The organism is Pyxidicoccus xibeiensis (genome assembly GCF_024198175.1).
Taxonomy (GTDB): Bacteria; Myxococcota; Myxococcia; order Myxococcales; family Myxococcaceae; genus Myxococcus; species Myxococcus xibeiensis.
Genome location: NZ_JAJVKV010000022.1, coordinates 59,044 through 81,053, shown reverse-complemented (window position 1 = coordinate 81,053; position 22,010 = coordinate 59,044). Strand labels below are relative to the sequence as shown.

Annotated in this window: 21 protein-coding genes; 9 read left to right on the top strand and 12 right to left on the bottom strand. The window is 71.1% G+C overall.

The window, feature by feature from the left end:
- Positions 1-69: 69 nt before the first annotated feature.
- Positions 70-711, top strand: coding sequence for a hypothetical protein (locus tag LXT23_RS46020; protein WP_253986885.1), 642 nt, complete (start codon positions 70-72; stop codon positions 709-711).
- Here LXT23_RS46020 and LXT23_RS46015 read toward each other — a convergent pair.
- Together LXT23_RS46015 and LXT23_RS46010 are read right to left on the bottom strand one after the other, a co-directional pair.
- Entirely contained in the window at positions 690-1,472 is a 783-nt protein-coding gene (locus LXT23_RS46015) for a DNA-methyltransferase (protein ID WP_253986884.1), read from the bottom strand. The two genes, LXT23_RS46020 and LXT23_RS46015, sit on opposite strands and share 22 nt — an antisense overlap.
- Positions 1,473-1,509: 37 nt before the next feature.
- Positions 1,510-1,749 carry a hypothetical protein gene (locus tag LXT23_RS46010; protein ID WP_253986883.1) on the bottom strand — a complete coding sequence of 80 codons (240 nt, stop codon included), beginning with the start codon at positions 1,747-1,749 and terminating at the stop codon, positions 1,510-1,512.
- A gap of 109 nt (positions 1,750-1,858) precedes the next feature.
- Between LXT23_RS46010 and LXT23_RS46005 the strand changes: the two genes are divergently transcribed.
- From LXT23_RS46005 to LXT23_RS45990, 4 genes are read left to right on the top strand one after another with little or no spacing between them, the layout of a single operon-like run.
- The gene (locus tag LXT23_RS46005) at positions 1,859-2,653 is read left to right on the top strand and encodes a hypothetical protein (RefSeq protein ID WP_253986882.1); all 795 of its coding nucleotides are present in this window, start codon (positions 1,859-1,861) and stop codon (positions 2,651-2,653) included.
- The gene (locus LXT23_RS46000) at positions 2,650-3,564 is read left to right on the top strand and encodes a type VI immunity family protein (protein ID WP_253986881.1); all 915 of its coding nucleotides are present in this window, start codon (positions 2,650-2,652) and stop codon (positions 3,562-3,564) included. The genes LXT23_RS46005 and LXT23_RS46000 overlap by 4 nt, the downstream gene beginning before the upstream one ends.
- 34 nt (positions 3,565-3,598) lie before the next feature.
- On the top strand, positions 3,599-4,393 hold the full coding sequence (locus LXT23_RS45995; protein WP_253986880.1) for a hypothetical protein: 795 nt from the start codon (positions 3,599-3,601) through the stop codon (positions 4,391-4,393).
- Entirely contained in the window at positions 4,390-5,310 is a 921-nt protein-coding gene (locus LXT23_RS45990) for a type VI immunity family protein (protein WP_323379165.1), read from the top strand. Before LXT23_RS45995 ends, LXT23_RS45990 begins: the two co-directional genes overlap by 4 nt.
- 21 nt (positions 5,311-5,331) lie before the next feature.
- On the opposite strand, the gene LXT23_RS45985 is transcribed toward LXT23_RS45990, so the two are convergent.
- The 6 genes from LXT23_RS45985 to LXT23_RS45960 form a co-directional block, all read right to left on the bottom strand.
- The gene (locus LXT23_RS45985; protein WP_256561837.1) at positions 5,332-6,204 is read right to left on the bottom strand and encodes a DUF2381 family protein; all 873 of its coding nucleotides are present in this window, start codon (positions 6,202-6,204) and stop codon (positions 5,332-5,334) included.
- Between the two features lie 93 nt (positions 6,205-6,297).
- Entirely contained in the window at positions 6,298-8,208 is a 1,911-nt protein-coding gene (locus LXT23_RS45980; RefSeq protein WP_253986878.1) for a serine/threonine protein kinase, read from the bottom strand.
- A gap of 231 nt (positions 8,209-8,439) precedes the next feature.
- Positions 8,440-9,609, bottom strand: a complete 1,170-nt coding sequence (locus tag LXT23_RS45975) for a TfuA-like protein (protein ID WP_253986925.1) — start codon at positions 9,607-9,609, stop codon at positions 8,440-8,442.
- Between the two features lie 77 nt (positions 9,610-9,686).
- Complete coding sequence (locus LXT23_RS45970; protein WP_253986924.1) at positions 9,687-10,796, bottom strand: YcaO-like family protein; 1,110 nt, start codon at positions 10,794-10,796, stop codon at positions 9,687-9,689.
- A 133-nt stretch (positions 10,797-10,929) separates the two neighbouring features.
- Entirely contained in the window at positions 10,930-11,619 is a 690-nt protein-coding gene (locus tag LXT23_RS45965; RefSeq protein WP_253986877.1) for a suppressor of fused domain protein, read from the bottom strand.
- Positions 11,620-11,630: 11 nt separating this feature from the next.
- Positions 11,631-11,789: a hypothetical protein gene (locus tag LXT23_RS45960; RefSeq protein ID WP_253986876.1), complete on the bottom strand. Its 159-nt coding sequence runs from the start codon at positions 11,787-11,789 to the stop codon at positions 11,631-11,633.
- Between the two features lie 76 nt (positions 11,790-11,865).
- On the opposite strand from LXT23_RS45960, the gene LXT23_RS45955 reads away from it, so the two are divergent.
- Positions 11,866-12,333, top strand: coding sequence for a peroxiredoxin (locus LXT23_RS45955; protein ID WP_253986875.1), 468 nt, complete (start codon positions 11,866-11,868; stop codon positions 12,331-12,333).
- Between the two features lie 24 nt (positions 12,334-12,357).
- Here LXT23_RS45955 and LXT23_RS45950 read toward each other — a convergent pair whose 3' ends face one another.
- Positions 12,358-12,936 carry a TIGR02265 family protein gene (locus LXT23_RS45950; protein ID WP_253986874.1) on the bottom strand — a complete coding sequence of 193 codons (579 nt, stop codon included), beginning with the start codon at positions 12,934-12,936 and terminating at the stop codon, positions 12,358-12,360.
- Positions 12,937-13,145: 209 nt separating this feature from the next.
- Here LXT23_RS45950 and LXT23_RS45945 point away from each other — a divergent pair, with 209 nt between their 5' ends.
- The 3 genes from LXT23_RS45945 to LXT23_RS45935 are packed head-to-tail and all read left to right on the top strand — an operon-like array spanning position 13,146 to position 14,784.
- Positions 13,146-13,751, top strand: a complete 606-nt coding sequence (locus LXT23_RS45945) for an RNA polymerase sigma factor (protein ID WP_253986923.1) — start codon at positions 13,146-13,148, stop codon at positions 13,749-13,751.
- Complete coding sequence (locus LXT23_RS45940) at positions 13,751-14,278, top strand: zf-HC2 domain-containing protein (protein WP_253986873.1); 528 nt, start codon at positions 13,751-13,753, stop codon at positions 14,276-14,278. Before LXT23_RS45945 ends, LXT23_RS45940 begins: the two co-directional genes overlap by 1 nt.
- A 5-nt stretch (positions 14,279-14,283) precedes the next feature.
- A complete protein-coding gene (locus tag LXT23_RS45935) occupies positions 14,284-14,784 on the top strand; it encodes a hypothetical protein (protein ID WP_253986922.1) in 501 nt (166 codons plus the stop codon).
- A gap of 15 nt (positions 14,785-14,799) precedes the next feature.
- On the opposite strand, the gene LXT23_RS45930 is transcribed toward LXT23_RS45935, so the two are convergent.
- The 3 genes from LXT23_RS45930 to uvrA form a co-directional block, all read right to left on the bottom strand.
- Complete coding sequence (locus LXT23_RS45930; RefSeq protein ID WP_253986872.1) at positions 14,800-15,801, bottom strand: DUF5996 family protein; 1,002 nt, start codon at positions 15,799-15,801, stop codon at positions 14,800-14,802.
- Between the two features lie 172 nt (positions 15,802-15,973).
- The gene (locus LXT23_RS45925; protein WP_253986871.1) at positions 15,974-16,567 is read right to left on the bottom strand and encodes a glutathione peroxidase; all 594 of its coding nucleotides are present in this window, start codon (positions 16,565-16,567) and stop codon (positions 15,974-15,976) included.
- 34 nt (positions 16,568-16,601) lie between these two features.
- Entirely contained in the window at positions 16,602-21,902 is a 5,301-nt protein-coding gene (gene uvrA / locus LXT23_RS45920) for an excinuclease ABC subunit UvrA (RefSeq protein WP_253986870.1), read from the bottom strand.
- Positions 21,903-22,010 lie beyond the last annotated feature (108 nt).

Sequence of the window (22,010 nt, the reverse complement as noted above, 5' to 3'; positions counted from 1 at the left end):
GGGCCGCGCAGCCTACCGACAAAGGAGGGTGGCGCCCACACTCTCGATGGGACAATGCTCGGTCTTCGATTGGAACCCCTCGTCCAGCTCACCGAAGGCGCCGTGCCCACCCCCCTCTTCCGCCTCTTGCTGCGGCGCGTGGGCGCCCTGGGCACGGAGCGGCTGCGTCAGACGTACCAGACGACGTTCTGGTACGACTTCGGCCCCCCGGCCAACGTCGTGGAGGAGGTCATCCTCGCGCTGCGGCCCACCGTGGTGGAGGGGCGGCGGCGCATCGCCGGCGTCGAGTGGTGGCTGTCGCGCATGTACCCCACGGACGTGCGGGTGGACTTCCACCAGGACCGGGACGAGAAGCTGGCGCTGGCCACCGGGAGGCTGGTGCACCCGCGCATCTCCTCGGTGCTGTTCCTCAACCGCGTCCGGGGCGGGGCGCTGGTGGTGACGCGCGAGAAGCCGGACCCGGAGAACCCGTCCCTGGCCCCGTCGCGGCTGGACACCGCGGACCTGGTGGCCCCCCGCCCCAACCGGCTGGTGCGCTTCGACGGGACGCTGACGCACGGCGTGCTGGACGCGGAGAACAGGATTCCGGACGGGAAGCTGCCGGGGCGCTCGCGGCAGCGGCGCACGCTGGTGATGAACTGGTGGGGGCACCGGCCCACGGACATCCCCGCGTGGGCCCAGACGCGGCTCTACCGCTCGCTGGCGCGCTGAGCTTCCTCGACCGCCGTCTCGCGGAGACGGCGCGTGACGCGCTCGGCCCACTCGGGCTCCACCTCGAGACAGGCGGGATGACGGCCCAGGCGCAGCGCCGCGGCGGGCATGGAGCCGCTGCCGGCGAACGGGTCCAGCACCGTGTCGCCGGGGCGGCTGTACGTGCGGATGACGGGCTCGAGGACGGAGAAGGGCTTGTGGTGCGGGTGGCTGCCCCAGCGGGCGGCGGCGCCGTCATCGTCATAGCCTCCGACGACGGCCCAGACGGTGGGCGCGTCCCCCGGCGCCAGGGGCGGCGCGGGCGTGCGGGCGATGACGAGGGCGACCTCGTAGACGCGCAGGGTCTGCTCGTTGGCGTTCTTGTCGGTGGTGCGCTTGCCCCAGACGTACTCGCCGCGCAGGTGCGGGTAGCCCAGGGCACGGGCCGCCGCGAGGATGGGCTCCTTGCCGAGCAGGTTCGTCCAGATGACCAGCGGCGCGTCGGGCGTGAGGTGCGCGACGGCGCGGGAGAGCCAGGCGTCGGAGAAGGCGCGGTAGTCCCGCACCGTCTCGAAGCGGACGATGGGGTTCTGGTCGATTTTCTTGTGGGCCCGGGGGTCTCTCAGGTCGCCGCCCTTGCGGCGCCGGGTGAGCAGGCAGTACGGCGGGTCCGTGTGGAGCAGGGCCGCGCGGGTGTCGCCGAGGGCGGCACGGTAGCCGGCCGGCTCACGGGCGTCGGCGTTGATGCAGCGGAGGGCGTCTGGGGGGAGAGTCGAGGTCATCTGCCGGGGCGGCACCCTACACGGCGGGGCGCGGGGCTCAAGTCGGCGGTGAGGGGGGCTCGCGGGTGACGGCGAGGATGTCGCCGACCGGCACCCGGGCGTGCGAGCGGAAGACGGCGAAGTCGTCCCCCTGCTCCGTGACGACGTCGATGACCTGGTCGATGAAGGTGTCCCCGGCGCGCAGCTGCACCGCGACGGGACGGCGGAAGAGGACCGCCTCCTCGAGGACGTCGATGAAGTCGCACCGGCCGATGTCGTCCTGGAGCATCCGGGACATGGGTTGCCTGCCTCCTCGCGCCCGGGGCCGGGCACGCTCCCGGGAGTGTAATGGCGGGACGGGGGTGCGGCTTGGGTGGATTAACGTGGAGGGCTCATGGGAGGGGCTGATGCGGCGGTGCGGACTGGATGTTGCCCTGGTGCTGCTGTTCGCCGTGGGGTGTGGGGCGGGAGGCCCTGCCCGGCGTGGGCCGGGCAGCTATGCGCAGGCCGTGGACTCGGTGACGGCCACCTGCGAGCGCGACCCGGCCCTGTGTGCCGTGCTGTCCGGAAAGGAGGCGGGCGCCTCGCTTCAGAGGCGGGCCGTGGAGGCGGCTTCGGCCGTCAAGGCCTGGGAGGAGCTCGATGCGCGGGTCCAGAAGCGCATCGAGGACATCCTGGTGGAGTGCGCGAAGCGGGCCGACGCAGAGGTGAACCGGAGGGAGTTCGGCGGCAGGCATCCCACCCGGGAGGAGTGCAGCGAGGTGGTGGGCGGCACCCGGGAGAATCCCCGCACCCGGGGCATGCGGCTGGGCGATGCGAAGCATGCGCTCGCCCTCCAGTGCTCCGAGGAGGAGCTGGGCCAGGCCTTCCCCGGACGCTATGGCCTGGAGCAGCGCTACCGCCTCCACCCCGACTCGCGGCAGTTGGAGCGCATCCGTCACGAGCGAGAGCTGGAGATGCTTCGTGCTGGAGGCAAGGAACTGGCCGGCTCGGTGATACCCGACGTCGTCATCCACACCGGGAACCCACTCCAGGCTCAGCTCGTCTACGACTTCAAGTTCCCCTGCCCTCATACCAATCCACCCTCATGGCGGACCTACCCTCATGGACATCCACTCGGAGTCCACAATCAGGGGGCGGCATACCATGAGGTCTTCGGCGTCATGCCGAGGCTGGTCAATCCCAAAGGATTTCCCCCATGAGTGAGCACCCTCCGCGGATCCGCGTACAGAACGAAGACGGCTATGTGTTCGTCCGTGAGGGACTCAGCCTCTGCTTCTACATGCACCGCTCCCACCGGGGACTCGGGCCGGCCATCCTGCGTGCGCTGGACATATTCCAACGGGCCCTGGCTCCAGGGACGCTGGCGCAGTACGTGGACATGGAAGGAGATTGGCCGAAGCTCGACACGCCATCCTGGGAGCGCCTCCAGAAGGAGCTGCTCGAGAGCGAGCACCCCTTCGTCACGATGGCGAGCGAATCCAACGGTGTCTCTGAGTATCAGTTCGAATACTTCAGCAGCTTCCTGGAGGGCTCGAGACCAGTTGATGAGCCTGGGCAATCCTGCTTCGCCCGCTTCCAACTCCCCACGGAGTACATGGAGAAACACGGCCCTGGACACGTGCGCGAGCTGGCATTGAAGCTGGCTTCCCAACTGCCCTTCAACTCCGGCTACGCCAGCCTCTCCTTCCATGCACTCATGGACCTCGTCGGTGTGACTCGGAAGGTCCGGAGCATGTGCTTCCGCTATCCGGGAATGGACCTCATGGATGACTCCATCCATCGAAGCATCGGCACACGGGCTCCCGGGGCCTACTGGATGACGTTCCTGGGGCAGCCGGTGCTCGGGGAGTTGGGCGGGGTGGACGGGCTTCGCGCCCGACTGTCCTCGCCAGCCACCACCGTTCAGCCACTGGAAGCCGACCGCGCCGTCGTGACGCTGGGGCCGTGGCCTCGGGCCGGTGACCTGGAGGCGGGCGATACTCTTCCGGAGTACCGCGAGCTGGCGCGCCTCCTGGAGCCTTGGCTCTACCACCGCAGCCCTGACGCGGCCTTCAACCCGGACTTCCGACAGGACGACTGGCTTCGGTGGGAGCGACGCTTCCTCGATTAGACTTCGCGCGAGGAGTGCGTGATGGGAGGGGCTGATGCGGCGGTGCGGACTGGATGTTGGCCTGGTGCTGCTGTTCGCCGTGGGGTGTGGGGCGGGAAGCCCTGCCCGGCGTGGGCCGGGCAGCTATGCGCAGGCCGTGGACTCGGTGAGTGCCACCTGCGAGCGCGACCCGGCCCTGTGTGCCGTGCTGTCCGGGAAGGAGGCGGGCGCCTCGCTTCAGAGGCGGGCCGTGGAGGCGGCTTCGGCCGTCAAGGCCTGGGAGGAGCTCGATGCGCGGGTCCAGAAGCGCATCGAGGACATCCTGGTGGAGTGCGCGAAGCGGGCCGACGCAGAGGTGAACCGGAGGGAGTTCGGCGGCAGGCATCCCACCCGGGAGGAGTGCAGCGAGGTGGTGGGCGGCACCCGGGAGAATCCCCGCACCCGGGGCATGCGGCTGGGCGATGCGAAGCATGCGCTCGCCCTCCAGTGCACCGAGGAGGAGCTGAGCCAGGCCTTCCCCGGACGCTATGGCCTGGAGCAGCGCTACCGCCTCCACCCCGACTCGCGGCAGTTGGAGCGCATCCGTCACGAGCGAGAGCTGGAGATGCTTCGTGCTGGAGGCAAGGAACTGGCCGGCTCGGTGATACCCGACGTCGTCATCCACACCGGCGACCCGCTCCAAGCCCAGCGCGTCTACGACTTCAAATTCCCCTGCCCTGAAGACAACGAGCCGAAGTGGCGAGACTATCCCCTTGGAAACTCTCTCAACGTCAAGAACCAAGGCGCGGCCTACAAGAAGGTTTTCGACGCAACTCCGGTGCGGGTGACTCCTAAAGGCACACTCAAATGAGCGAACGATACCCAGGCATCCAGGTCCCTACCGAAGACGGCCCTGTGCTCCTCCGGAATGGACTCATCATCCGGTTCTTCATGCACCGTTCCCACCAGCAGTTTGCCTCGAGCGCAGTGCGCGCACTGGATACCTACATCCATGCCGTCGGGCCACGGACACTGGCGTGGTATCCAGACAGGGAGGGCGACTGGCAGAGCATGGATGACTCCGCCTGGAAGCGTACGCGACAGGCAATGCTTGGTGGAAAGTGGGCCTTCGTCACCCTGGCAGACAACGTCAATATCTATCAGCACAGGGATTTCCAATTCGAGTACGAGGGCATCTCACGCGAAGAACCCGGCCAGTTTGACGACCCCAGACGTGCTTCTGTCATGTCTTTCTGGCTGCCTACGGAGTTCCTGGAGCAGCGGGGTCCCGGCCACACGCGCGCGCTGGCGCTAGAACTGGCTTCTCACCTGCCCTTCGACTCCGGCTATGCCAGTCTCGTATTCGATACGTTTGGGAAGTTCGTCAATGTCACCCGCCCCCTCAACAAGCTGTGCTTCCGCTATCCCGGCGTGGATGTCCTCGAAGAGCACGTCAGCTGGGACATCGGCACCCGGATTCCCGGGGCGTACTGGCTGACGTTCCTGGGCCCGCAGGTGATGGGGGAACTGGGGAGCGATGAAGCCCTGCGCGCGCGTCTGTCCTCGCCGGACACCAACCTCCAACAACTCCCGGAAGACCGCGCCGTCGTGACGCTGGGCACGTGGCCCCAGGCAGGAGACCTGGAAGCGGGCGAAAACCTGCCGGAGTACCGCGAGCTGGCCCGCGTCCTGGAACCGTGGCTCTATCACCACAATCCGGAGAAGCTCCGTCATGACGACTTCAAGCCAGCGGACAGGCTCCGCTGGGAGCGCCGCTTCCTGGACTGAGTGCCCTTGCCAGACAGGCGCTCAATGCACTTCGAGGCCCTCGATGGTCATGCTCCGACCGCCCCCCTCATCCCACAGCTTGAGGGTGTAGCGCCCCTTCCTGAGAGGTGACGCATCCTCCAGCACCACCACGACGGAGCGGGACATCTCAGGCTTCAACGGCTCTCGCTGCCATGGAGAGCGCACCCGCACGGCCCGCCCCTGGGCATCCACGAGTGATGCGCCCACTGCTGTCCAGTCGGCGCCTTGTTCCCGCAGCGACACCTGCAACCGGAGCGCCTGCAGCCGGCTGGCCATCGTGACCACCTTCGCGTTCGAGATGGCGAAGCGAGACGGGCTGATGACCCGTTGGTAGGACAGCGTCTTGATGCGGAAGGGATCCGAGCCCTCCACGGACGCGATCAACGCTTCGATGTCTCCTGGCCGTGCCTTGCTCGCACGGAGCCGTTCGAGCTCGCGCTGCTGCTGCTGGATGGTCAGCTTCAGTTCCTCCACCTCCTGGCGACAGGCCTCGGGCGTGCGTGGGTTCCGGAAAAACTCGACTTGGCGATCGACCCGGGCCGCGTCCACCACCAGCATCACGGCAGCCCTTTCAGGATGGCCTCCCTCGCGGAACCGAACCTCCAACCGCACCCGCTCACCGGGTCGGAAGGTTTCCGAGGGAATCAGCGCCAGGCTGTCATCCGCGATTCCCAATCGATGAAAACGCTCCCGTCCCTCGAGCTTCACCGAGTCAGGATGAATCCGTGAATCGAAGAACACGGTGGTCGAAAGCCCGGGAGCGATATGGACTTCGGGCAGGGGCGACACCAGATCTCCCCGCAGCTCGATTCGACGGACTCCCTCCAGCGGCCCCATGGGTACGGCGGCGACGGCGCCTCGCGCCAGCAGCAATCCACAGGTGAGAAGAAGTAACGAGGGCGAGCCACGCAAGGCGGAGGGCCTCCAGGAGGAACCAGTCAGCGCGAGGACGGACCTGCCGCTGTATTACCGAAGCCTTCCAAAGCGCGACGTGGTCGCGAGGCTCATCCGGGCATTGACCATCGGCCGCTCAGGGGTACTGCCCTCGGCATACGGCACCCCCAGGACATCTCTTTCATTGTCGGCCACGATGTTCCCACAGAGGGAATAGCGCTTCCCGTCGGGCGTCTCCAGCGCGGTGACCCAGCCAAAGAAGCGATCCTTCCCGTGAAAGACCTGCCCGTAGAAGCGGCTTCCCTCGACGATGGCCCTCCCCCGGCCTTCGAGCTGTTCTTCCACGTACCAGACGACATGGCCGCCATCTGGAGGAGCGGGGATGTTGTCGAAGCTCCTGGGCACCAGCGTGATTCGCTCGTCGGTGCCGAGCAGCGTGGGTCCAGGAAAGGCCAGCTCCTCCATGACCTCGATGGCCTCCCGCGAGCACTCCTTCTCCGGAGGCGCGATCCGCTCCTGGGGACCGCTGGCGCAGGCCAGGCCGATACAGGTGGCGGCGGCCGCCGCCCGGCTCAGGGCACTGCTCGTGGAGGAACTCTTCGAGGACTCTTCAGGCGAAGCAGGAGAACGGCTCGTCACAGCGGAACTTCCTTTCTCGGAAGGGGAGGAGGGAACGGGCGCCGCCACATCCCCTGTTGACGGCGCGAGACGGGGCAGCCCGAAGGCCACGAAAAGGAGCACGCCCACCCCCAGCACCACCACCGCCCGACGCGCCCCGCGCCGCCTGGGCACCGGCGCGGCCGGGGGAGGCTCCACCCCACCGGCTCCGGGACTCACCAGCCCGGACACCTCGCTCACGGGCGATACGACCTCGGGCGCCTTCGCCTCGACTGGCGGCGCGATGACGATGGCCTCGGGTGCAAGCACCTCGGCGGACTCGACCGGCTCCAGCGGCTTCATCAGCTCGAGCGGCTCTCTCACCCGCTCCGGCAGCATCCGCACGCGTGGCGTGTCCGCGCCGGGCCCCTGCGCCGCCGCCTCGGGTGGCCTGTCCAGCGACACCTTCCACGCGGGCTGCCGCTTCTCCTTGGCCACGTCCCAGAGCGCCTGCAGCAGCGCCTCCGTGCCCAGGTAGCGGTCCTCGGGGCGCTTCGCGAGCAGGCGCATCGCCACCTCGCTCAGCGCGCGCGGCACCTTCGGGTTGACGAGGTGCGGCGCTCGCGGCGTCACCAGCTCTATCGCCGGCAGCAGCGTGTCATACGAGAGCTTCGGGTCGAACGCGTAGCCATCCGTGAGCGCCTCGTACAGCAGCGCGCCCAGCGCGTAGAGGTCTCCCGGCACGCCCGCGTCGAAGTGCGCGCCCTGCTGCCACGTGCCCTCGCGCAGGAAGGCCACGCACTCGGGCGGCAGCAGGTGCGGCGAGGCCGGTGCCACCCCCACCGTCAGCGTCGTCGCCCCTGGCAGCCGCACCGTGCCCAGGTCGATGAGGAAGGGCCGCTCGTCCTCGCGGCGGATGAGCAGGTTGTCGCCCTTCAGGTCGCGGTGGTGCACCCCACGCCGGTGCAGGTCCGCCACCACCCGCACCACCTCGGTGAACACCGCGAGCAGGTGCGCCGCCGTCGGCTTCACCCGCCAGCGCCACTCGTGGAACGTCTCGCCGTCCACGTAGTCGGTGACGAAGTACAGGTAGCCGTCGGGCGGCTCGGGCCACCGGTCCACCGCGTGCAGCCGCGGGAGGTTCGGGTGCGGCGCACAGGCCAGCAGCGCGGCCACCTCGTGCGTCAGCCGCCCGTTGACGTCCTCCTCCTCCGTCGCGTGCGGCCCCGCCGGACGCAGCGCCATCTTCAGCGAGTAGTACCGCCCTCCCCGCTCCACCTTGAAGACCCGGCCGAAGCCTCCCGCCCCCAGTGACGCCACCACGCGCCACGGGCCCACCTGGCTGTCCGGGACCAGCTGGTCCGGATGGAACGGCGCAGACCTCACGACCTCTCCCCCCCCTCCCACCCGACCTGGCACATCGGCCCCAATCGGCCGTGCAGGCCCCCTCCCCGCACGTCCACGCGCACGGCACGGACTGTCGCCGGCACGGACATGACGCGGGGCTCGGGAACCACCCACGGAGCGGGGCTAGGCAAGGGCAACCTCCAGGGTTGACCATACCCTCTCCCGTGGGTTTGTCACGTATCTACCCACCCGCGAGGTGGGTGCCCCGGCTCAGTCCGACCCGACGTCCCCCGTCGGGTCCTCCAGACCGGGCTCTTCCCGGTCCGCCACCGCCCGCGCGGCCTGCGCCCAGCGCCCGCTCAGGCGCGCCTCGGCGGCCAGGGCCTCGTCCCAGGAGGGGCCGTCCGGCAGCAGGCGCGGCGCATGCGCCAGGACGAGCCGCTCCAGCGCCCGCTCCTCGCACAGCCGCCGCAGCCCCAGCGCGTCCAGCCCGCTCGCGGCGAGCCAGGCCTCGCGCTTCCCGGGGGCGACTCGCCGCTCGTTCCACCAGGAGGCCTCCTCCTCGGCCACCTCGGCGGCGGACACGCGCAGCCCCAGCGTCCGGGCATGCCCCGCGAGCAGCGCCCGGCGCAGCCCCGCCTCCGCCAGCGCCACCGCGTCCGGGGCCTCGCGCAGCGACTCCAGCACGCGCCCCGAGGACACCGTCCGCCCGGGGAGCCGCGTCACGTCGTCCACCAGCCTGCGCCGCCGCACCAGCGACGAGGGGGACTGCCGCGCCCCCTCCTGTGTGGGCGCTCCGGAGGCCACCCACTCCGCGGCGGCCTGGAGACAGGCGATGGCGTCCTTGCGCTTCAGGTCCTCGGCCCCGCTGGGGAACCAGGCGCTCCACGCGGCGCGCGTGGACGGCTTCCAGCGCGGAGTCACGTCCTCCAGCAACCGGGGCCAGGTGCGCTCCTGGTAGAAGAGCGCTTCCGCCGCCTCCACCAGCGCCCGAGCGTCGTCCCGCCCGAGCACCCGCGCGGCCCGCGCCGTCTCGGCCGCGTGCCGCACGTTGACGAGCGGCACCGTGAGCGGCCGCCAGCCGTGCTCCGCGTCGGCGTGCAGGAGCGCCACCTCCGCGTCGTCCACCACCTCCCCGTCCCGGTACCACGCGAAGATGCGCCCCACGCCCACCATGCCGTGCGGCCCGAGCTCCGCGGCACGCAGGGCGCCCATGCTCGCGCCGCCGAAGACGGCCACTCCGGCTTCCAGGGCCGCCAGCAGCTCGTGGTGCCACACCGAGGGCTGCGCCTCGAAGACGCCGTCCACCAGGGCCAGCGCCCGGGGGCGGAGGCTCAGCGCACGCCAGACGTCTCCCTGCCGCGCCGGGGGAAGGACCGTGCACGGCGCCAGCCTCCGCGCCTCTTCGGCGGGCAGCGAGGGGCCCAGGAAGACCACCAGCTCGTTCTCGCGCTGGCGGCGCGGCGCGGCGCGGGTGCGTCCCTTCGCCTCTGTCTTCTCCGCTCGTTCTTGCCGACTCACAGGAGCTCCGAGATGTGCATGCCCGGCACCACCACCCGCCGCACGTGGACTTCGGGCAGCGGCGAGTCCAGCTCCACCTCGGCCACCTGGTGGAAGCCCGCCTGCTTCAGCAAGGCCAGCACGCGCCGCACACGCTGACCGGCCGGAGCCCGCGCGCGTGCTCCCAGGTCCGGGAGGTCTCCGGCGCTCCGCCTGGGACGGACCTGGGCGCAGGCCTCGGCGAACTGTCGCGCGGCCTCCCGGTCCGTCGACTCGACGTCCTCTCGCGCTCCGTGGATGTCCGTCAGTCTCGACTGCGCCGCCTCGAGCAGCGCCTTCAGCAGCGCCTCGTCCCGCTCCAGCGCGCAGGCATAGCCCGCCGTGAGCGGCACCGGTCCCTCGTCCAGGTCCACCAGCACCGCCGCGCCCACCGGCAGCCCCACCGCTCCCGGTGTGCGCGAGGAGGGCGTCGCGTCGAAGAGGTACACCCCGAAGCCTCGCTCCCTCAGCGCTTCCGCCAGTGCGGCGGTGCGCGGTGCAGCGCGTTCGAGCTCCGCCGGACGCAACAGGCGCCTTCGCACGCCTTCATCCGTCCACCCCTCCGGCAGGGCTCTCGCGAGCTGGTCCCTCTCGGTGGCCTCCAGGAGCGCGTGCAGCAGGGCCTGCTCCGCATCCGGGTGTGCTCCGGAGCCATTGCTCGTCCAGGCCGCCGCGACCGGGCCCAGCGCGGGCCCTCCGGGTGGCGGGACATGGAGCCCCTGGGCAGGGACCCAGACCGGCTTCCCCGAGTGCAGCTCCCTGGCCTCGCGCCACGCGCACCGGACGGTGTCTCCCCACAAGCGCGCGTCCACGAGTGCGCCCGCGGACCCCAGCGCCTCCGCGCTCCACAGCGTGCCCAGCACGCCGTCCAGCTCGGCGCGGGCGCCCCAGGCCAGCCGGCCCGGAAGCACCGTCTCCGCGGCCCACAGCTCCGCGGTCTCCAGCAACGCGCCCCACGCCGCATCCTCGTACGTGAGCCCCTTGCCGTTGCACACCTGGAGGACGTGGCCGCCGGGCCTCACGGCGCACGCCACCTCGACTCCCGTCCTGTCCAATCCGGTGACGCGCGCCACTCGCGTCACCCCCATGGACCGCGCCAGCCGGGCGGAGAGTTCCTTCGAGAAGACCACTTCACGGGTTGACCGCACGGGCGCGGACCTTAGCCCGAATCGCGGGCCCGGGCTGGCGGCGTGACTTCACGTCACGCGGGTGCTGGCTCGCTCACACCACGGACTTGCGCCACGAGCGGCACACGTGCGCCGGGGTATCTCCCTCGGCGAACCTGCGTTCGAGCTCGCGCTTCCCGTTGCGCCCCTGCTCCAACATGAACGCCAGCTCCGCCGGCAGCAGGGCCTTGATGGTGACGAGCAGCACGTGTCCAGCGGGCGTCGGGAAGCGCCGGGGCAGCGTGCTCGACTCGAGGCCCAGCAGCACCGCCACACGCCCCTCCCTCGTGACGAGCGGCTCGGGCATGCCCTCGCCCGAGACCTCCATCGACATCAACCCCTTGTGCAGCCAGCCACGCACGCTCTCATGCTCGGCCACTTCGTCGGCCACCTCGCGCAACAGCCGGAGCAACCAGCTCCTCCGGATTTCCGGCAGCGGCTCGTTCGTCTCGATGGCCAGCTCCAGGCCGAAGCCCGGGGTGAGCTCCTCGCTGTCGATGAACGGGTCCGAGAGGCCGTCCGTGACGAGCAGCGTGCTCCCCCCTTCCCGGTGGATGACCCTCCAGGCCTGGCGATGGCCGGGCCAGTACGGGCCACTCGGGATGATGGGAATGATGGCTGCTTCCTCCAGCCGGCCCAGCGAGCTCCACGCGGCGTCGCGCGCCGTGTCCAGCTGCCGCAGCCGGTCGTCGTGCCTCCGGGCGGCGGCGGTCTCTTCGTCCTCTGCTCGAGTGGGGCCTGTCACGTCCTCGGACTTCAAACCATGACGCCCGCGCGCTCAAGCGCTTCCTCGCAGTCCTTGGAGACGATGCGAGCCACCCACCAGCCCCAGGCACTCGTGCCGCCCGACACCTTGGGACAGGGCAGCCGTCCGATACCCCGCGCCGCCCGCGCCACCACCCTCCAGTCGAGCATCCCCGGAAACGGTTCCGCCGCTGAAACGTGGTAGGGGTGAGACACCCTCGGCCCATCCAGGAAGGGACCCTTCGGAATGCCTGCTGTCGGAGACTCCGCGCCGGACTTCAACGCCACCGACTGTCAGGGCGCCCCCCTACGGCTGTCCTCCCTGCGCGGGCGCCGCGTGGTGCTGTTCTTCTTCCCCAAGGCCTTTACCATCGGCTGCACCATCGAGAACCGCGCGTTCCGCGACAACCACCAGCTCCTCAAGGAGCTGGGCGCCGAGCTCGTGGGCGTCTCCGTGGACACGCAGCGCACCCAGTGCGAGTTCGCCCAGAAGGAGGCCATCCACTTCGCCCTCCTCGGCGACGAGGACCGCGCCATCAGCCGCGCCTATGACGCGCTCTGGCCCGTGCTCAACGTGGACCGCCGCATCACCTTCATCATCGACCCGCACGGCCGCATCGAGCACGTCATCCGCCACGAGATGCGCGTCTACCGCCACCTCGACGATGTGCTCCGCTACCTGCGCGCCAACCCGCTGCCCGGCCCATCCGCCTGAGGCCGGGGCCCGGCACCCGGCGCCCTAGTGCCACGCCACGTGGTATTCGCAGTGCGGCGCGCCCCGTGCCCGGCACTGGGGATGGGAGATGTTCACCGCCCGCCCTCCCGACAGCTCCACCGCCCGCTCGTGCCAGCCGATGATGGTCAGGCAGTCCGTCTCCGTGACGTTCTCCGCGCCGAACGTGCGCAGCACCGCGGCCCGCTCGCCCGCCCGCTCGTAGGTCCGCGAGCCCACCGCGTAATAGAAGCGATAGATTTGCGGTGCCTGGCTCAGCAGGAACTGCGGGTCCCCCGGCCGCACGAAGACGTGCTGCGCGCCATGCAGCGCCTCCTCCGCCGACGCCCGGCCCATGTCGACGAAGGCCCTGCGCTTGTCCTCCGGCGACATCACCTCCGCGATGGCCGTGTCCAGCCGCAGGTTGAGCTCCAGCGGATACCAGGCAATCGGAAGAATCATCTTCCGCAGCACCGCCTGGTCCTCGGGAGGAAGCCGCCGCAGCACGTCGTCCACGCGAACCTGCCCGCCATGCTGGCGCAGCATGTTCAACCGGGAGATGAGCACCCCACCCTTGATGCGAGAGCCAGAACCTTCCGTCACCATTCCCGCTCCGTAATCGCAGCCAACGGCCCATTGTGGCCACGCCCCCCGGCCGCCAGCAACCGCCCCCCTGCCCGCTCGCCCACCCAACGTGCCGGATTTCCTGCACAATCCGTAAAGCCGGAACCACGGACGACGGGAAGATAACCTTTGGCCGGTTCGGGGGTTGGACGGGTGTGAGCCCCAGGGAGACAGGCGGACGGGTGGTGGCGATGCCCGCGCGGGTGGCGCGCTCGGGGCTGGCGCGGGCTTCGGACGAGGAGCTGTGCCGCGTCTTCCTGGACGGCGAGCCGGCGGCCTTCGACGTGCTGGTGATGCGGCACCGGGCGCTCGTCTTCTCGCTGGTGCGGCGCTACACGTCGCGCCCCGAGGACGCGGCGGACCTGGTGCAGAGCGCCTTCCTGCGCGCGCTGGAGGCCTCGCGCCGCGTCTTCGCCCGCTTCTCGCCCTCCGGGCCGGCGCCCTTCCGCGCGTGGCTGGTGCGCATCGCCCTCAACCTGGCGAAGAACCACGCACGCCAGGGGCAGCGGTGGCGGCCCATGCTGGTGGAGGCCGCGCCGGAAGACGTGGCCCCGGACTCGCGCGAGTCCGCCCAGGAAGGCCTGGAGCGCGCCGAGCGCGAGCAACAGGTGCGTGCCGCCGTGCTGGCCCTGCCGCGCCGCCAGCGCGAGGTGCTGACGCTGCGGCTGGACGGCGGGCTGTCGTTCCGCGACATCGCCCAGACGCTTCGAATCACCGAGAACAATGCGAAGGTGCAGTTCCACCACGCGGTGAAGCGCCTCAAGGCGCTGGTGGGCGCGCCCGAGGAGAAGAGCTGATGGCCGCGTGCCCTGACTACGAGGTGTTGTTGGATGTCTTCGCCACTGGCGGCCTGGAGACCGCCGAGACGGCCCGCGTCTCCCAGCACGTGAGGACGTGTGACGGCTGCCGCGAGGCCGTCGCGTCCACCGTGAGCGTCCTCGGCCTGGCGGAGCTGCCCCCGCTCTCCGCCGAGGAGAAGACCGAGCTGGACGCGGTGCCCCGGCGCACGCTGGCCGCCTGGCGGCGCGACGAGCAGCACCGCGGGCTGCGGCGGCGGACGCTCGGCTCGCTGGTGGCCGCCGCGGCCGTGGTGGCCCTCATGCTGCTGGTGCCGGACCTCGTCCGGAAGTCCGGCGTCCTGACGCCCACCCCGGAGACGGAGACGGTGACGGCGCCGCCCGCGCCCGAGGTGGACGCGGAGACGCTGGCCGCCTTCGAGGCGTGGGCCGGACTGGAGCCGCTGGACGAGGTGGAGCCCGATGGCGAGGACCTGCTCGAGGACCTGGAAGAGGACCCCGACTTCAACCTGGGAGAGACGCTGTGAGGACGATGAAGCCCCTGCGCACCACCGTGCTGGCCCTGAGCCTGCTGCCCCTGCTGGCCGGGGCGTCCCCTCGTGAGGAGCGCAAGGAGGGGCGCGAGGCGGAGCGCCTGGAGCGCTCGGAGAAGCGGCAGCGGCTGCGGCAGGTGCTGGAGCTGTCAGACGCGCTGGAGCTGGACAACGCGCAGGCCCTGAAGATGGAGGCCACCCTGCGCGGGTTCGACGAGAAGCGCCGCCCCCTGCGCGAGCAGGTGCGCGACGCCGCGCGCCTCCTCCACCAGGCCACCCAGGGTGACAGCGCGGCCCTGGCCCAGGTGGACGCGGCCGCGCAGCGCGCCTTCGAGGCCCGCGAGCGCATCGCCGTGCTCGACAAGGAGATGTACCAGGCGCTCGCCAGGGACTTGCCGCCGGAGAAGCGCGCCCGGCTCGCGCTCACCCTGGCGCGCACCGAGGGCAGGATGAAGCTCAAGCTCAAGCACGGCCTGCCCGTGCTGCCGCCCATGGACTGAAGAAGGCCGCGGCCGCTAGCCCACCGGCACCGGGGGCTGCTCCGGGAGCGTGGCCGTCCCCTCCTGTACCGCGCGCCGCTCGGGCAGCACCAGGGGCCGCTCCAGCCGCGCGCGCTCCCAGCCGCCCAGGTCCGCGCAGGCGTCATACGTGCCCTGGAGGAAGTCGAGCAGGAAGGCCCTCGGCGCCCGGGCCCGTCTCACGTCGTCATAGGCCAGCAGGTACTCCTTGAAGCCCGCGTCGTACCAGCCTCCCGCCGCGCGGATGTCCGCGGTGGAGAAGCCCTCCGGCTCCGGGGCGGCGTAGCAGTAGAAGGCCGCCCCCTTCGACTGCGACGTGCCCGGCCAGAAGCCGGCGCTGCACACCTCCTCGCAGTACGCCTCGCGGGTGATGGCGTCCGCCCCGGGACGCTCCGGCGCGGGGCGGCCGGAGAAGCGCGTCACCGCCAGGTCGCAGCTCCCCCAGAAGAAGTGCACCGGACTGCACTTGCCGGTGAAGCGTGCCCGGAACTCCTCCAGCACCAGGCTCGCCTGCAGCATCGCCCGCCACCACCGGTACACGTACTCCGGCTGGTAGGTGGCGTGGTGCCGGTCCTCGCTGAAGGGCGTCGTGTCGTCTGGAATCTCCACCGGCGTCTCCCAGATGCGCACCTCGATGCCGAGCGAGTGGAGCAGCGCCATCACGTCCCGGTAGAAGTCCGCCACGGGCCGCGAGTCCAGCCCCAGCACCCGCGTCTCGCCCCCGCTCGTCCGGAAGTGCAGCTCATGCACCTGGAAGTCGCAGTCCACCTCGAAGGCGCCATCGCCGAAGGGCATGAGGCCCGTCGTCAGGCCCCGCGCCGTCACGCGGAACGCCACGTTCCACCAGTGGTTCTCCGGCGGCGTCAGCGCGAGCTTCACCTTGCCGAGGACCTGGAGGTACCGGTGCAGCGTGGCCTGGCTGTCCTTCCACTCCTCCAGCGGAAGCTCCGGCCAGGCCTCCTCCCACGTGTCCACGTCCGGCGTCGATGCGAAGGCCATGCGGCCCCTCCCCACTGGCAAGGTCCGCTCTCAGGATGGGCGCGCCTTCGCACCCGGGCCACGCCACCCGCCATGGCCGCACGACATGAGGACGGGAGGCGGTGCGTCAGCCTCCACGACTCCCTTCGGACGCCACGCGGCGGGCTGCCGGGGCGGCGCCCGATGGGGCCGGCTACTTCTGCGACAGCGCGCCGTCGATGGCCGTCTTCAGCTCGGCGCTGTCCGGCGTCACCGAGCTGGGGAAGGCCGCCTTCACCTGGCCGTCCTTGCCCACCACGTACTTGTGGAAGTTCCACTTGGGCGCCGGGTGGTTCTTCGCGAGGAACGCGTAGACGGGCGACTGTCCCTCCCCCTTCGTCTTCACCTTCTCGAACATGGGGAAGGTCACCTTGTAGCGCAGCTCGCAGAACTTCTTGATTTCCTCCGCGCTGCCCGGCTCCTGGCCTCCGAAGTCGTTGGAGGGGAAGCCCACCACCACCACGCCCTTGTCCTTGTACTCCTGGTACAGCTTCTCCAGGCCCGCGTACTGCGGCGTGTACCCACACTCGGAGGCGGTGTTCACCACCAGGACGACCTTCCCCTGGTAGCTGGAGAGCGGCTCGGGCTTGCCGTCGAGGCGGTTGGCGGACAGGTCGTGGAAGGACATGGGCTTCTTCTCCGTGGGAGTCTCGGCCTTGGGGGCCGGGGTGGAGGGCTTGCTGCCCGCGGCGAGCGCCGGGGTGACGGCGAGCGCCGCGGTGAGCGTCAGGGTGTGGAGGATTCGCATGCGGCCGCAAGGATGCACGAATGGCATATGCGTTTCACGCCCGCTTCGCCGTGGCCCGGGGACGGGCGTCTTCACCGGAAAATAGCGACTTGAGCACCCGGCCGGTGGGCGTCTTCAGCTTCGCCACCTCCCGGGGTGTGCCCGTGCCGACGATGTGGCCTCCCTGCTCGCCGCCCTCGGGCCCCAGCTCCACCACGTGGTCCGCCGCGCCGATGACGGACGGGTGGTGCTCGATGACCACCAGCGTGTCGCCCCGGTCCACCAGCCGGCCCAGGAAGGTAATCAGCTTCTCCACGTCACCGGTGTGCAGCCCGGTGGTGGGCTCGTCCAGCACGTACAGCGTGGGCTCGTGCCGCGAGGAGGCCGTCAGCTCCGCGGCCAGCTTCAGCCGCTGCGCCTCGCCGCCCGACAGCGTGTTGGAGCCCTGGCCGAGCTGCAGGTAGCCCACGCCGAGGTCCGACAGGCACTCCAGCGGCGCCGCCACGCGGGGCAGCGAGCGGAAGACGTCCTTCGCCTCGTCGGCGGACAGCCGCAGCACGTCGCCGATGGTGAGGCCGTGGTAGCGCACCTCCAGCGTGGCCGCGTCGAAGCGCGCGCCGTTGCACGCCTCGCACGGCGTCACCACGTCCGGGAGGAAGGACATCTCATGGGAGATGGCCCCCTGCCCCTCGCACGCGGTGCAGCGGCCGCCGCTGGCCGAGTTGAAGGAGAAGCGCGTCGCGGTGAAGCCGCGAATCTTCGCCTCGGGCGTGGCCGCGAAGACGCGCCGCAGCTCGTCCCAGATGCCGAGGAACGTCGCCGGCACCGAGCGCGGCGTGCGGCCGATGGGCGACTGGTCCACCGACAGCACCCGCTTGAGGGACTCCACCCCGCGCAACGAGTCGAACGCCCCCGGCTTCACCGTCACCAACTCCAGCGCCTCGCGCAGCGCCGGGTACAGCACGTGGCGCACCAGCGTGCTCTTGCCCGAGCCGGACACGCCCGAAACGACGTTGAGCCGTCCCACCGGGAGCTTGAGGTCCACGCGCTTCAGGTTGTTGGCGCGCGCGCCCTTCAGCTCCAGCCACTGCTTGGGCTCACCGCGCCCGGACGGAGGCCGCACCTTCGCCTCCCGCAGCGCGCGCGCCGTGGGCGAGTCGCTCTCCAGCACCACGTCCGGCGGGCCCTCCGCGAGGATGTGCCCGCCGCCCCGGCCGCCCGTGGGGCCCAAGTCCAGCAGGTGGTCCGCCGCGCGGATGGTGTCCGCGTCGTGCTCCACCACCAGCACCGTGGAGCCCGTCGCCACCAGGGCGCGCAGGTTGTCCAGCAGCCGGTGCGTGTCGCGCGGGTGCAGGCCGATGGTGGGCTCGTCCAGCACGTACATGGCCCCGGTGAGGCCCGCGCCCAGCTGCGCGGACAGCCGCAGCCGCTGCATCTCCCCGCCCGACAGCGAGGCCGCGTTGCGGTCCAGGGACAGGTAGCCCAGGCCCACGCGCTCCAGGAACTCCATGCGCCGCAGCAGCTCCTGCCGCGAGGCCTCGCCGATGAGGGCCCGGTCTCCCTTGAACTTCCACCCGCGCACGCGCGCCAGCGTGGACGCCACGGACTCCTGCACCACCTCGTGGTAGCGCGCGCCCTCCAGCCTCACGCCGCGAGGCACCGGGGCCAGCCGGCTGCCGTCGCAGGCACGGCACGGCGACACCTCGCCCTCGGCCAGCGCCTCCGGGCCGCCCTGCACGCCGGTGCCCTCGCACGACTCGCAGCGGCCCTGCTTGGTGTTGAAGGAGAACCAGCGCGGATCCAACTCCGGCACCGCCGTGCCGCACTTCGGGCACGTGCGCTCGGTGGACAGCAGCGTCTCTCCCTTCCCGCCGCCGACCTTCAGCGCGCCCTGGCCCCAGCCGAGCGCCTTGTCGAGCACGTCGCGAGGCAGCTTCGCCAGCTTCCCCTCGTACATGACGAGGTCGATGTCGTGCTCGCGCGTCTTCGTCAGGCGCGGCGGGTCGTCCGTGCTGGCGGCCTTGCCGTCGACGATGGCGCGCGAGATTCCCGCGCGCGCGGCGGCGGCGAAGACGTCCAGGTAGGTGCCCTTGCGCGCGCGCACCGCCGGCGCCAGCACCGTGCCCTCGCCCTTCATGGTGAGGACCTGCGCGTACAGCGCGTCCGGCGTGGTGGCGGCGATGGGCGAGTCGTCCCTCGGGCAGTGCGGCTCACCCAGCTTGGCGAACAAGAGGCGCAGGTAGTGGGCGACCTCCGTCACGGTGGCCACCGTGCTGGTGGCACCGGCGCGCGAGGTGCGCTGCTCCAGCGCCACGGAGGGCGGCAGCGAGCCGATGCGCTCCACGTCCGGGCGCGGCATGGTGGGCAGGAACTGGCGCGCATACGGACTCAGCGTCTCCAGGAAGCGCCGCTGCCCCTCCGCGAACACCACGTCGAACACCAGCGAGCTCTTGCCCGAGCCGCTCGGCCCCGTCACCACCGTCAGCTTCCCCAGCGGAATCCGGCAGGACACGTCCTGGAGGTTGTGCTCGCGCGCGTGCTCCACTTCGATTGCGGGCACCGCGTCCTTCCCCGGCCGGCGCAGCTTCACCGAGCGCCCCAGCGGCCGGTGCTCGCCCCGCAGCGCCTTCGCGGTGGCGCCCTGCGCGCGGGCCACGTCGTCCGGAGTGCCCTCGGCCACCAGCCGGCCGCCGTCACGGCCGCCCACCGGGCCCAGGTCGATGACCCAGTCCGAGCCCTTCATCACCGACACGTCGTGGTCCACCACGATGACGCTGGCGCCCCGCTCCACCAGCTCGTGCAGCGCGGCGATGACGTGGCGCACGTCCTCCGCGTGAAGGCCCGCGCTGGGCTCGTCGATGAGGAACAGCGTGCCCTTCGCGTCGCTGGCCAGCGCGCGTGCCAGCTTCAGCCGCTGCGCCTCGCCGCCCGACAGCGTGGACAGCGGCTGCCCCAGCGGCAGGTAGCCCAGGCCCAGCCGCTCCACCGGCCCCAGCGTGCGCACCAGCGCCTTGTCGTCACCGAAGTGCTTGAGCACCTCCGACACCGTCAGCTCCAGCACCTGCGCCACGCTGAAGCCGTGGTGCCGGACGGCGAGCACCTCTTCCTTGAAGCGCCGGCCGCGGCACACCGCGCACAGGAGCGCCACGTCCGCGAGGAACTGCATCTCCACCGTCTCGTAGCCCTCGCCCGAGCACGCCTCGCACCGGCCCTTGTCCACGTTGAAGGAGAAGTGCGCCGCCGTGAGGCCCCGCAGCTCCGCGTCGGTCTCCGCGGCGAAGCGCTCGCGCAGCCGGTCCCACGCCTTGGTGTACGTGGCCGCGTTGCCGCGCGAGGTGCGCCCCAGCGGGGACTGGTCCACGAAGGTGACGGCCTCCACCGCGTCCAGCCCCTCCAGCGCGTCCACCGCCCCGGGGGCCTCCACGTCCTTCACGCCCAGCTTGCGCGCCAGGTGCCGGTACAGCACCTCGTCCATCAGCGTGCTCTTGCCCGAGCCGCTGGGGCCCGTAATCGCGCACAGCACGCCCAGCGGCACGCGCACGGACAGGTCCTTCAGGTTGTGCTCGCGCGCGCCCTTCACCACCAGCTCGCCCTTGCGCTGGCGCGGCGTGCGCTTCGTCTCGCCAGCCCCCGCCAGGAGGCGGCCGGTGGGCAAATCGCTCTTCTTCGCCAGCGCCTCGGGCGTGCCGTCGAAGCAGAGCGTGCCGCCGTGCTTGCCGGCGCCGGGGCCCAGCTCCAGCACGCGGTGCGCGGAGCGGATGACCAGCGGGTCATGCTCGATGACCAGCGCGATGTTGCCGCGCTCCGCCAGCTCGGCGATGGCCTCCGTCAGCGGCGGCACGTCGCCGGGGTGCAGGCCCACGGTGGGCTCGTCCAGGACGAAGAGCGCGCCGGTGAGGGACGTGCCCAGCGCCGCCGTGAGGGACACGCGCTGCGCCTCGCCGCCCGACAGCGTGCGCGCCTGCCTGTCCAACGTGAGGTAGCCCAGGCCCACCCGCTGCAGGTAGCGCAGGCGGCCGGCCAGCTCGCGCCGCGCCAGGTCGCCCTGCCCCGTGGTGGTGCGCAGGGCCTCCAGCCGCGCCAGCGCGTCCGTCAGCTCCAGCCCGTGCCACGAGGGCAAGTCGAGCCCGCCCACGCGGTACGCGCGAGCCTGGGTGTTGAGCCGCGCGCCGCCGCAGTCGCCGCACAGCGTGTACGCGCGGTAGCGCGCCAGCAGCACCCGCACGTGCATCTTGTACGTGCGGCCCTCCATCCACCGGAACCACGCGCGCACGCCCGGGTAGGCCCGGCCGTCGTGGTAGTCGCCCTCGCCCTCCAGCACCAGCTCGCGCTGGTCCGCCGTCAGCTCCTCCCACGGACGGTCCATGGGAATCCCCCGCGCCCGGCACCAGCGCTGGAGCATGCTCCGCTCCCATGAAGTGGACTGCCCGGACCACGGGCGGATGGCCCCCTTCGACAGGCTCAGCGTCGGGTTGGGAATCACCTTCCCCCAGTCGATGCCGATGGTGCGCCCGAAGCCGCGACACGGCGCGCACGCCCCCACCGGCGACTGGTAGCTGAAGAGGCCGGGACGGGCGGGCTCGAACTCGCGCGCGCACTTCGGACACACCAGGCCCCGGCGGATGCGCCTGGGGGCCGCGTCCGGGACGAAGGCCAGCGCCTCGCCGTCCGCGCGCAGCCACGCGTCCTCCAGCGCCTGCGTCACGCGCGACAGCTGCGCGTCCGCCAGCTTCACCCGGTCCACCACCACCCGCGCCACGCCCGCCGGGTCCGTGGCCTCCGAGGGCTTCAGCGACTCCAGCTCCTTCACCTCGCCACCCACCACCAGCCGGTGGTAGCCGTCCTTCAGGAGCCGCGCCCGCACGTCCAGGAAGGCCGCCGTGTCCGGGATGCGCACCGGGAAGGTGATGACGGCCTGCGCGTCCGGGTGCTCGCGGATGACGGCCGCCGCCGCCACGCGCGCGTCCGTGCGCACCGCCTCCACGCCGCACGTGTCACAGACGGGGACGGCCTCGCGCGTGAAGAGCGCCGAGAGGTACGGCTCCACGTCCGCCAGCGTCGCCACCGTCGAGCGCGAGCTCTTCACCGGCGCCCGCCGGTCCACCGCCACCCCGGCCGCCACCGGCTCGAGCGCGTCCATGGGCGGCCGCTCCAGCCGCTCGAGGAACTGCCGGGCATACGGGCTGAAGCTCTCCACGAAGCGCCGCTGTCCCTCCGCATACAAGGTGTCCAGCGCGAGGCTCGACTTGCCCGCCCCCGACACGCCGGTGATGCAGACGAACTCCCCTTCCGCGAGGTCCACGGAGAGGTCCTTCAGGTTGTGCGTGCGTGCGCCTACGAGGTGGGTCTTGTGCATGGAGGTCGCAGGTTTAACGACCGGACACTTTGCCGCCAATCACAAGTGAGACTCCGGTACAGGCGGCCCCCTCCCAGGTTGGGCGCCGGGCGGCCGGCTGATAGAAGA

Coding starts and splice junctions, on each gene's coding strand:
- LXT23_RS45995 (WP_253986880.1), top strand. CDS start 3,599: ATGCGGCGGTGCGGACTGGATGTTGGCCTGGTGCTGCTGTTCGCCGTG.
- LXT23_RS45955 (WP_253986875.1), top strand. CDS start 11,866: ATGCCTGCTGTCGGAGACTCCGCGCCGGACTTCAACGCCACCGACTGT.
- LXT23_RS46015 (WP_253986884.1), bottom strand. CDS start 1,472: ATGACCTCGACTCTCCCCCCAGACGCCCTCCGCTGCATCAACGCCGAC.
- LXT23_RS45945 (WP_253986923.1), top strand. CDS start 13,146: ATGCCCGCGCGGGTGGCGCGCTCGGGGCTGGCGCGGGCTTCGGACGAG.
- uvrA (WP_253986870.1), bottom strand. CDS start 21,902: ATGCACAAGACCCACCTCGTAGGCGCACGCACGCACAACCTGAAGGAC.
- LXT23_RS45950 (WP_253986874.1), bottom strand. CDS start 12,936: ATGGTGACGGAAGGTTCTGGCTCTCGCATCAAGGGTGGGGTGCTCATC.
- LXT23_RS46010 (WP_253986883.1), bottom strand. CDS start 1,749: ATGTCCCGGATGCTCCAGGACGACATCGGCCGGTGCGACTTCATCGAC.
- LXT23_RS45990 (WP_323379165.1), top strand. CDS start 4,390: ATGAGCGAACGATACCCAGGCATCCAGGTCCCTACCGAAGACGGCCCT.
- LXT23_RS45940 (WP_253986873.1), top strand. CDS start 13,751: ATGGCCGCGTGCCCTGACTACGAGGTGTTGTTGGATGTCTTCGCCACT.
- LXT23_RS45930 (WP_253986872.1), bottom strand. CDS start 15,801: ATGGCCTTCGCATCGACGCCGGACGTGGACACGTGGGAGGAGGCCTGG.
- LXT23_RS45935 (WP_253986922.1), top strand. CDS start 14,284: ATGAAGCCCCTGCGCACCACCGTGCTGGCCCTGAGCCTGCTGCCCCTG.
- LXT23_RS45960 (WP_253986876.1), bottom strand. CDS start 11,789: ATGCTCGACTGGAGGGTGGTGGCGCGGGCGGCGCGGGGTATCGGACGG.
- LXT23_RS46000 (WP_253986881.1), top strand. CDS start 2,650: ATGAGTGAGCACCCTCCGCGGATCCGCGTACAGAACGAAGACGGCTAT.
- LXT23_RS45925 (WP_253986871.1), bottom strand. CDS start 16,567: ATGCGAATCCTCCACACCCTGACGCTCACCGCGGCGCTCGCCGTCACC.
- LXT23_RS45970 (WP_253986924.1), bottom strand. CDS start 10,796: ATGGGGGTGACGCGAGTGGCGCGCGTCACCGGATTGGACAGGACGGGA.
- LXT23_RS46005 (WP_253986882.1), top strand. CDS start 1,859: ATGCGGCGGTGCGGACTGGATGTTGCCCTGGTGCTGCTGTTCGCCGTG.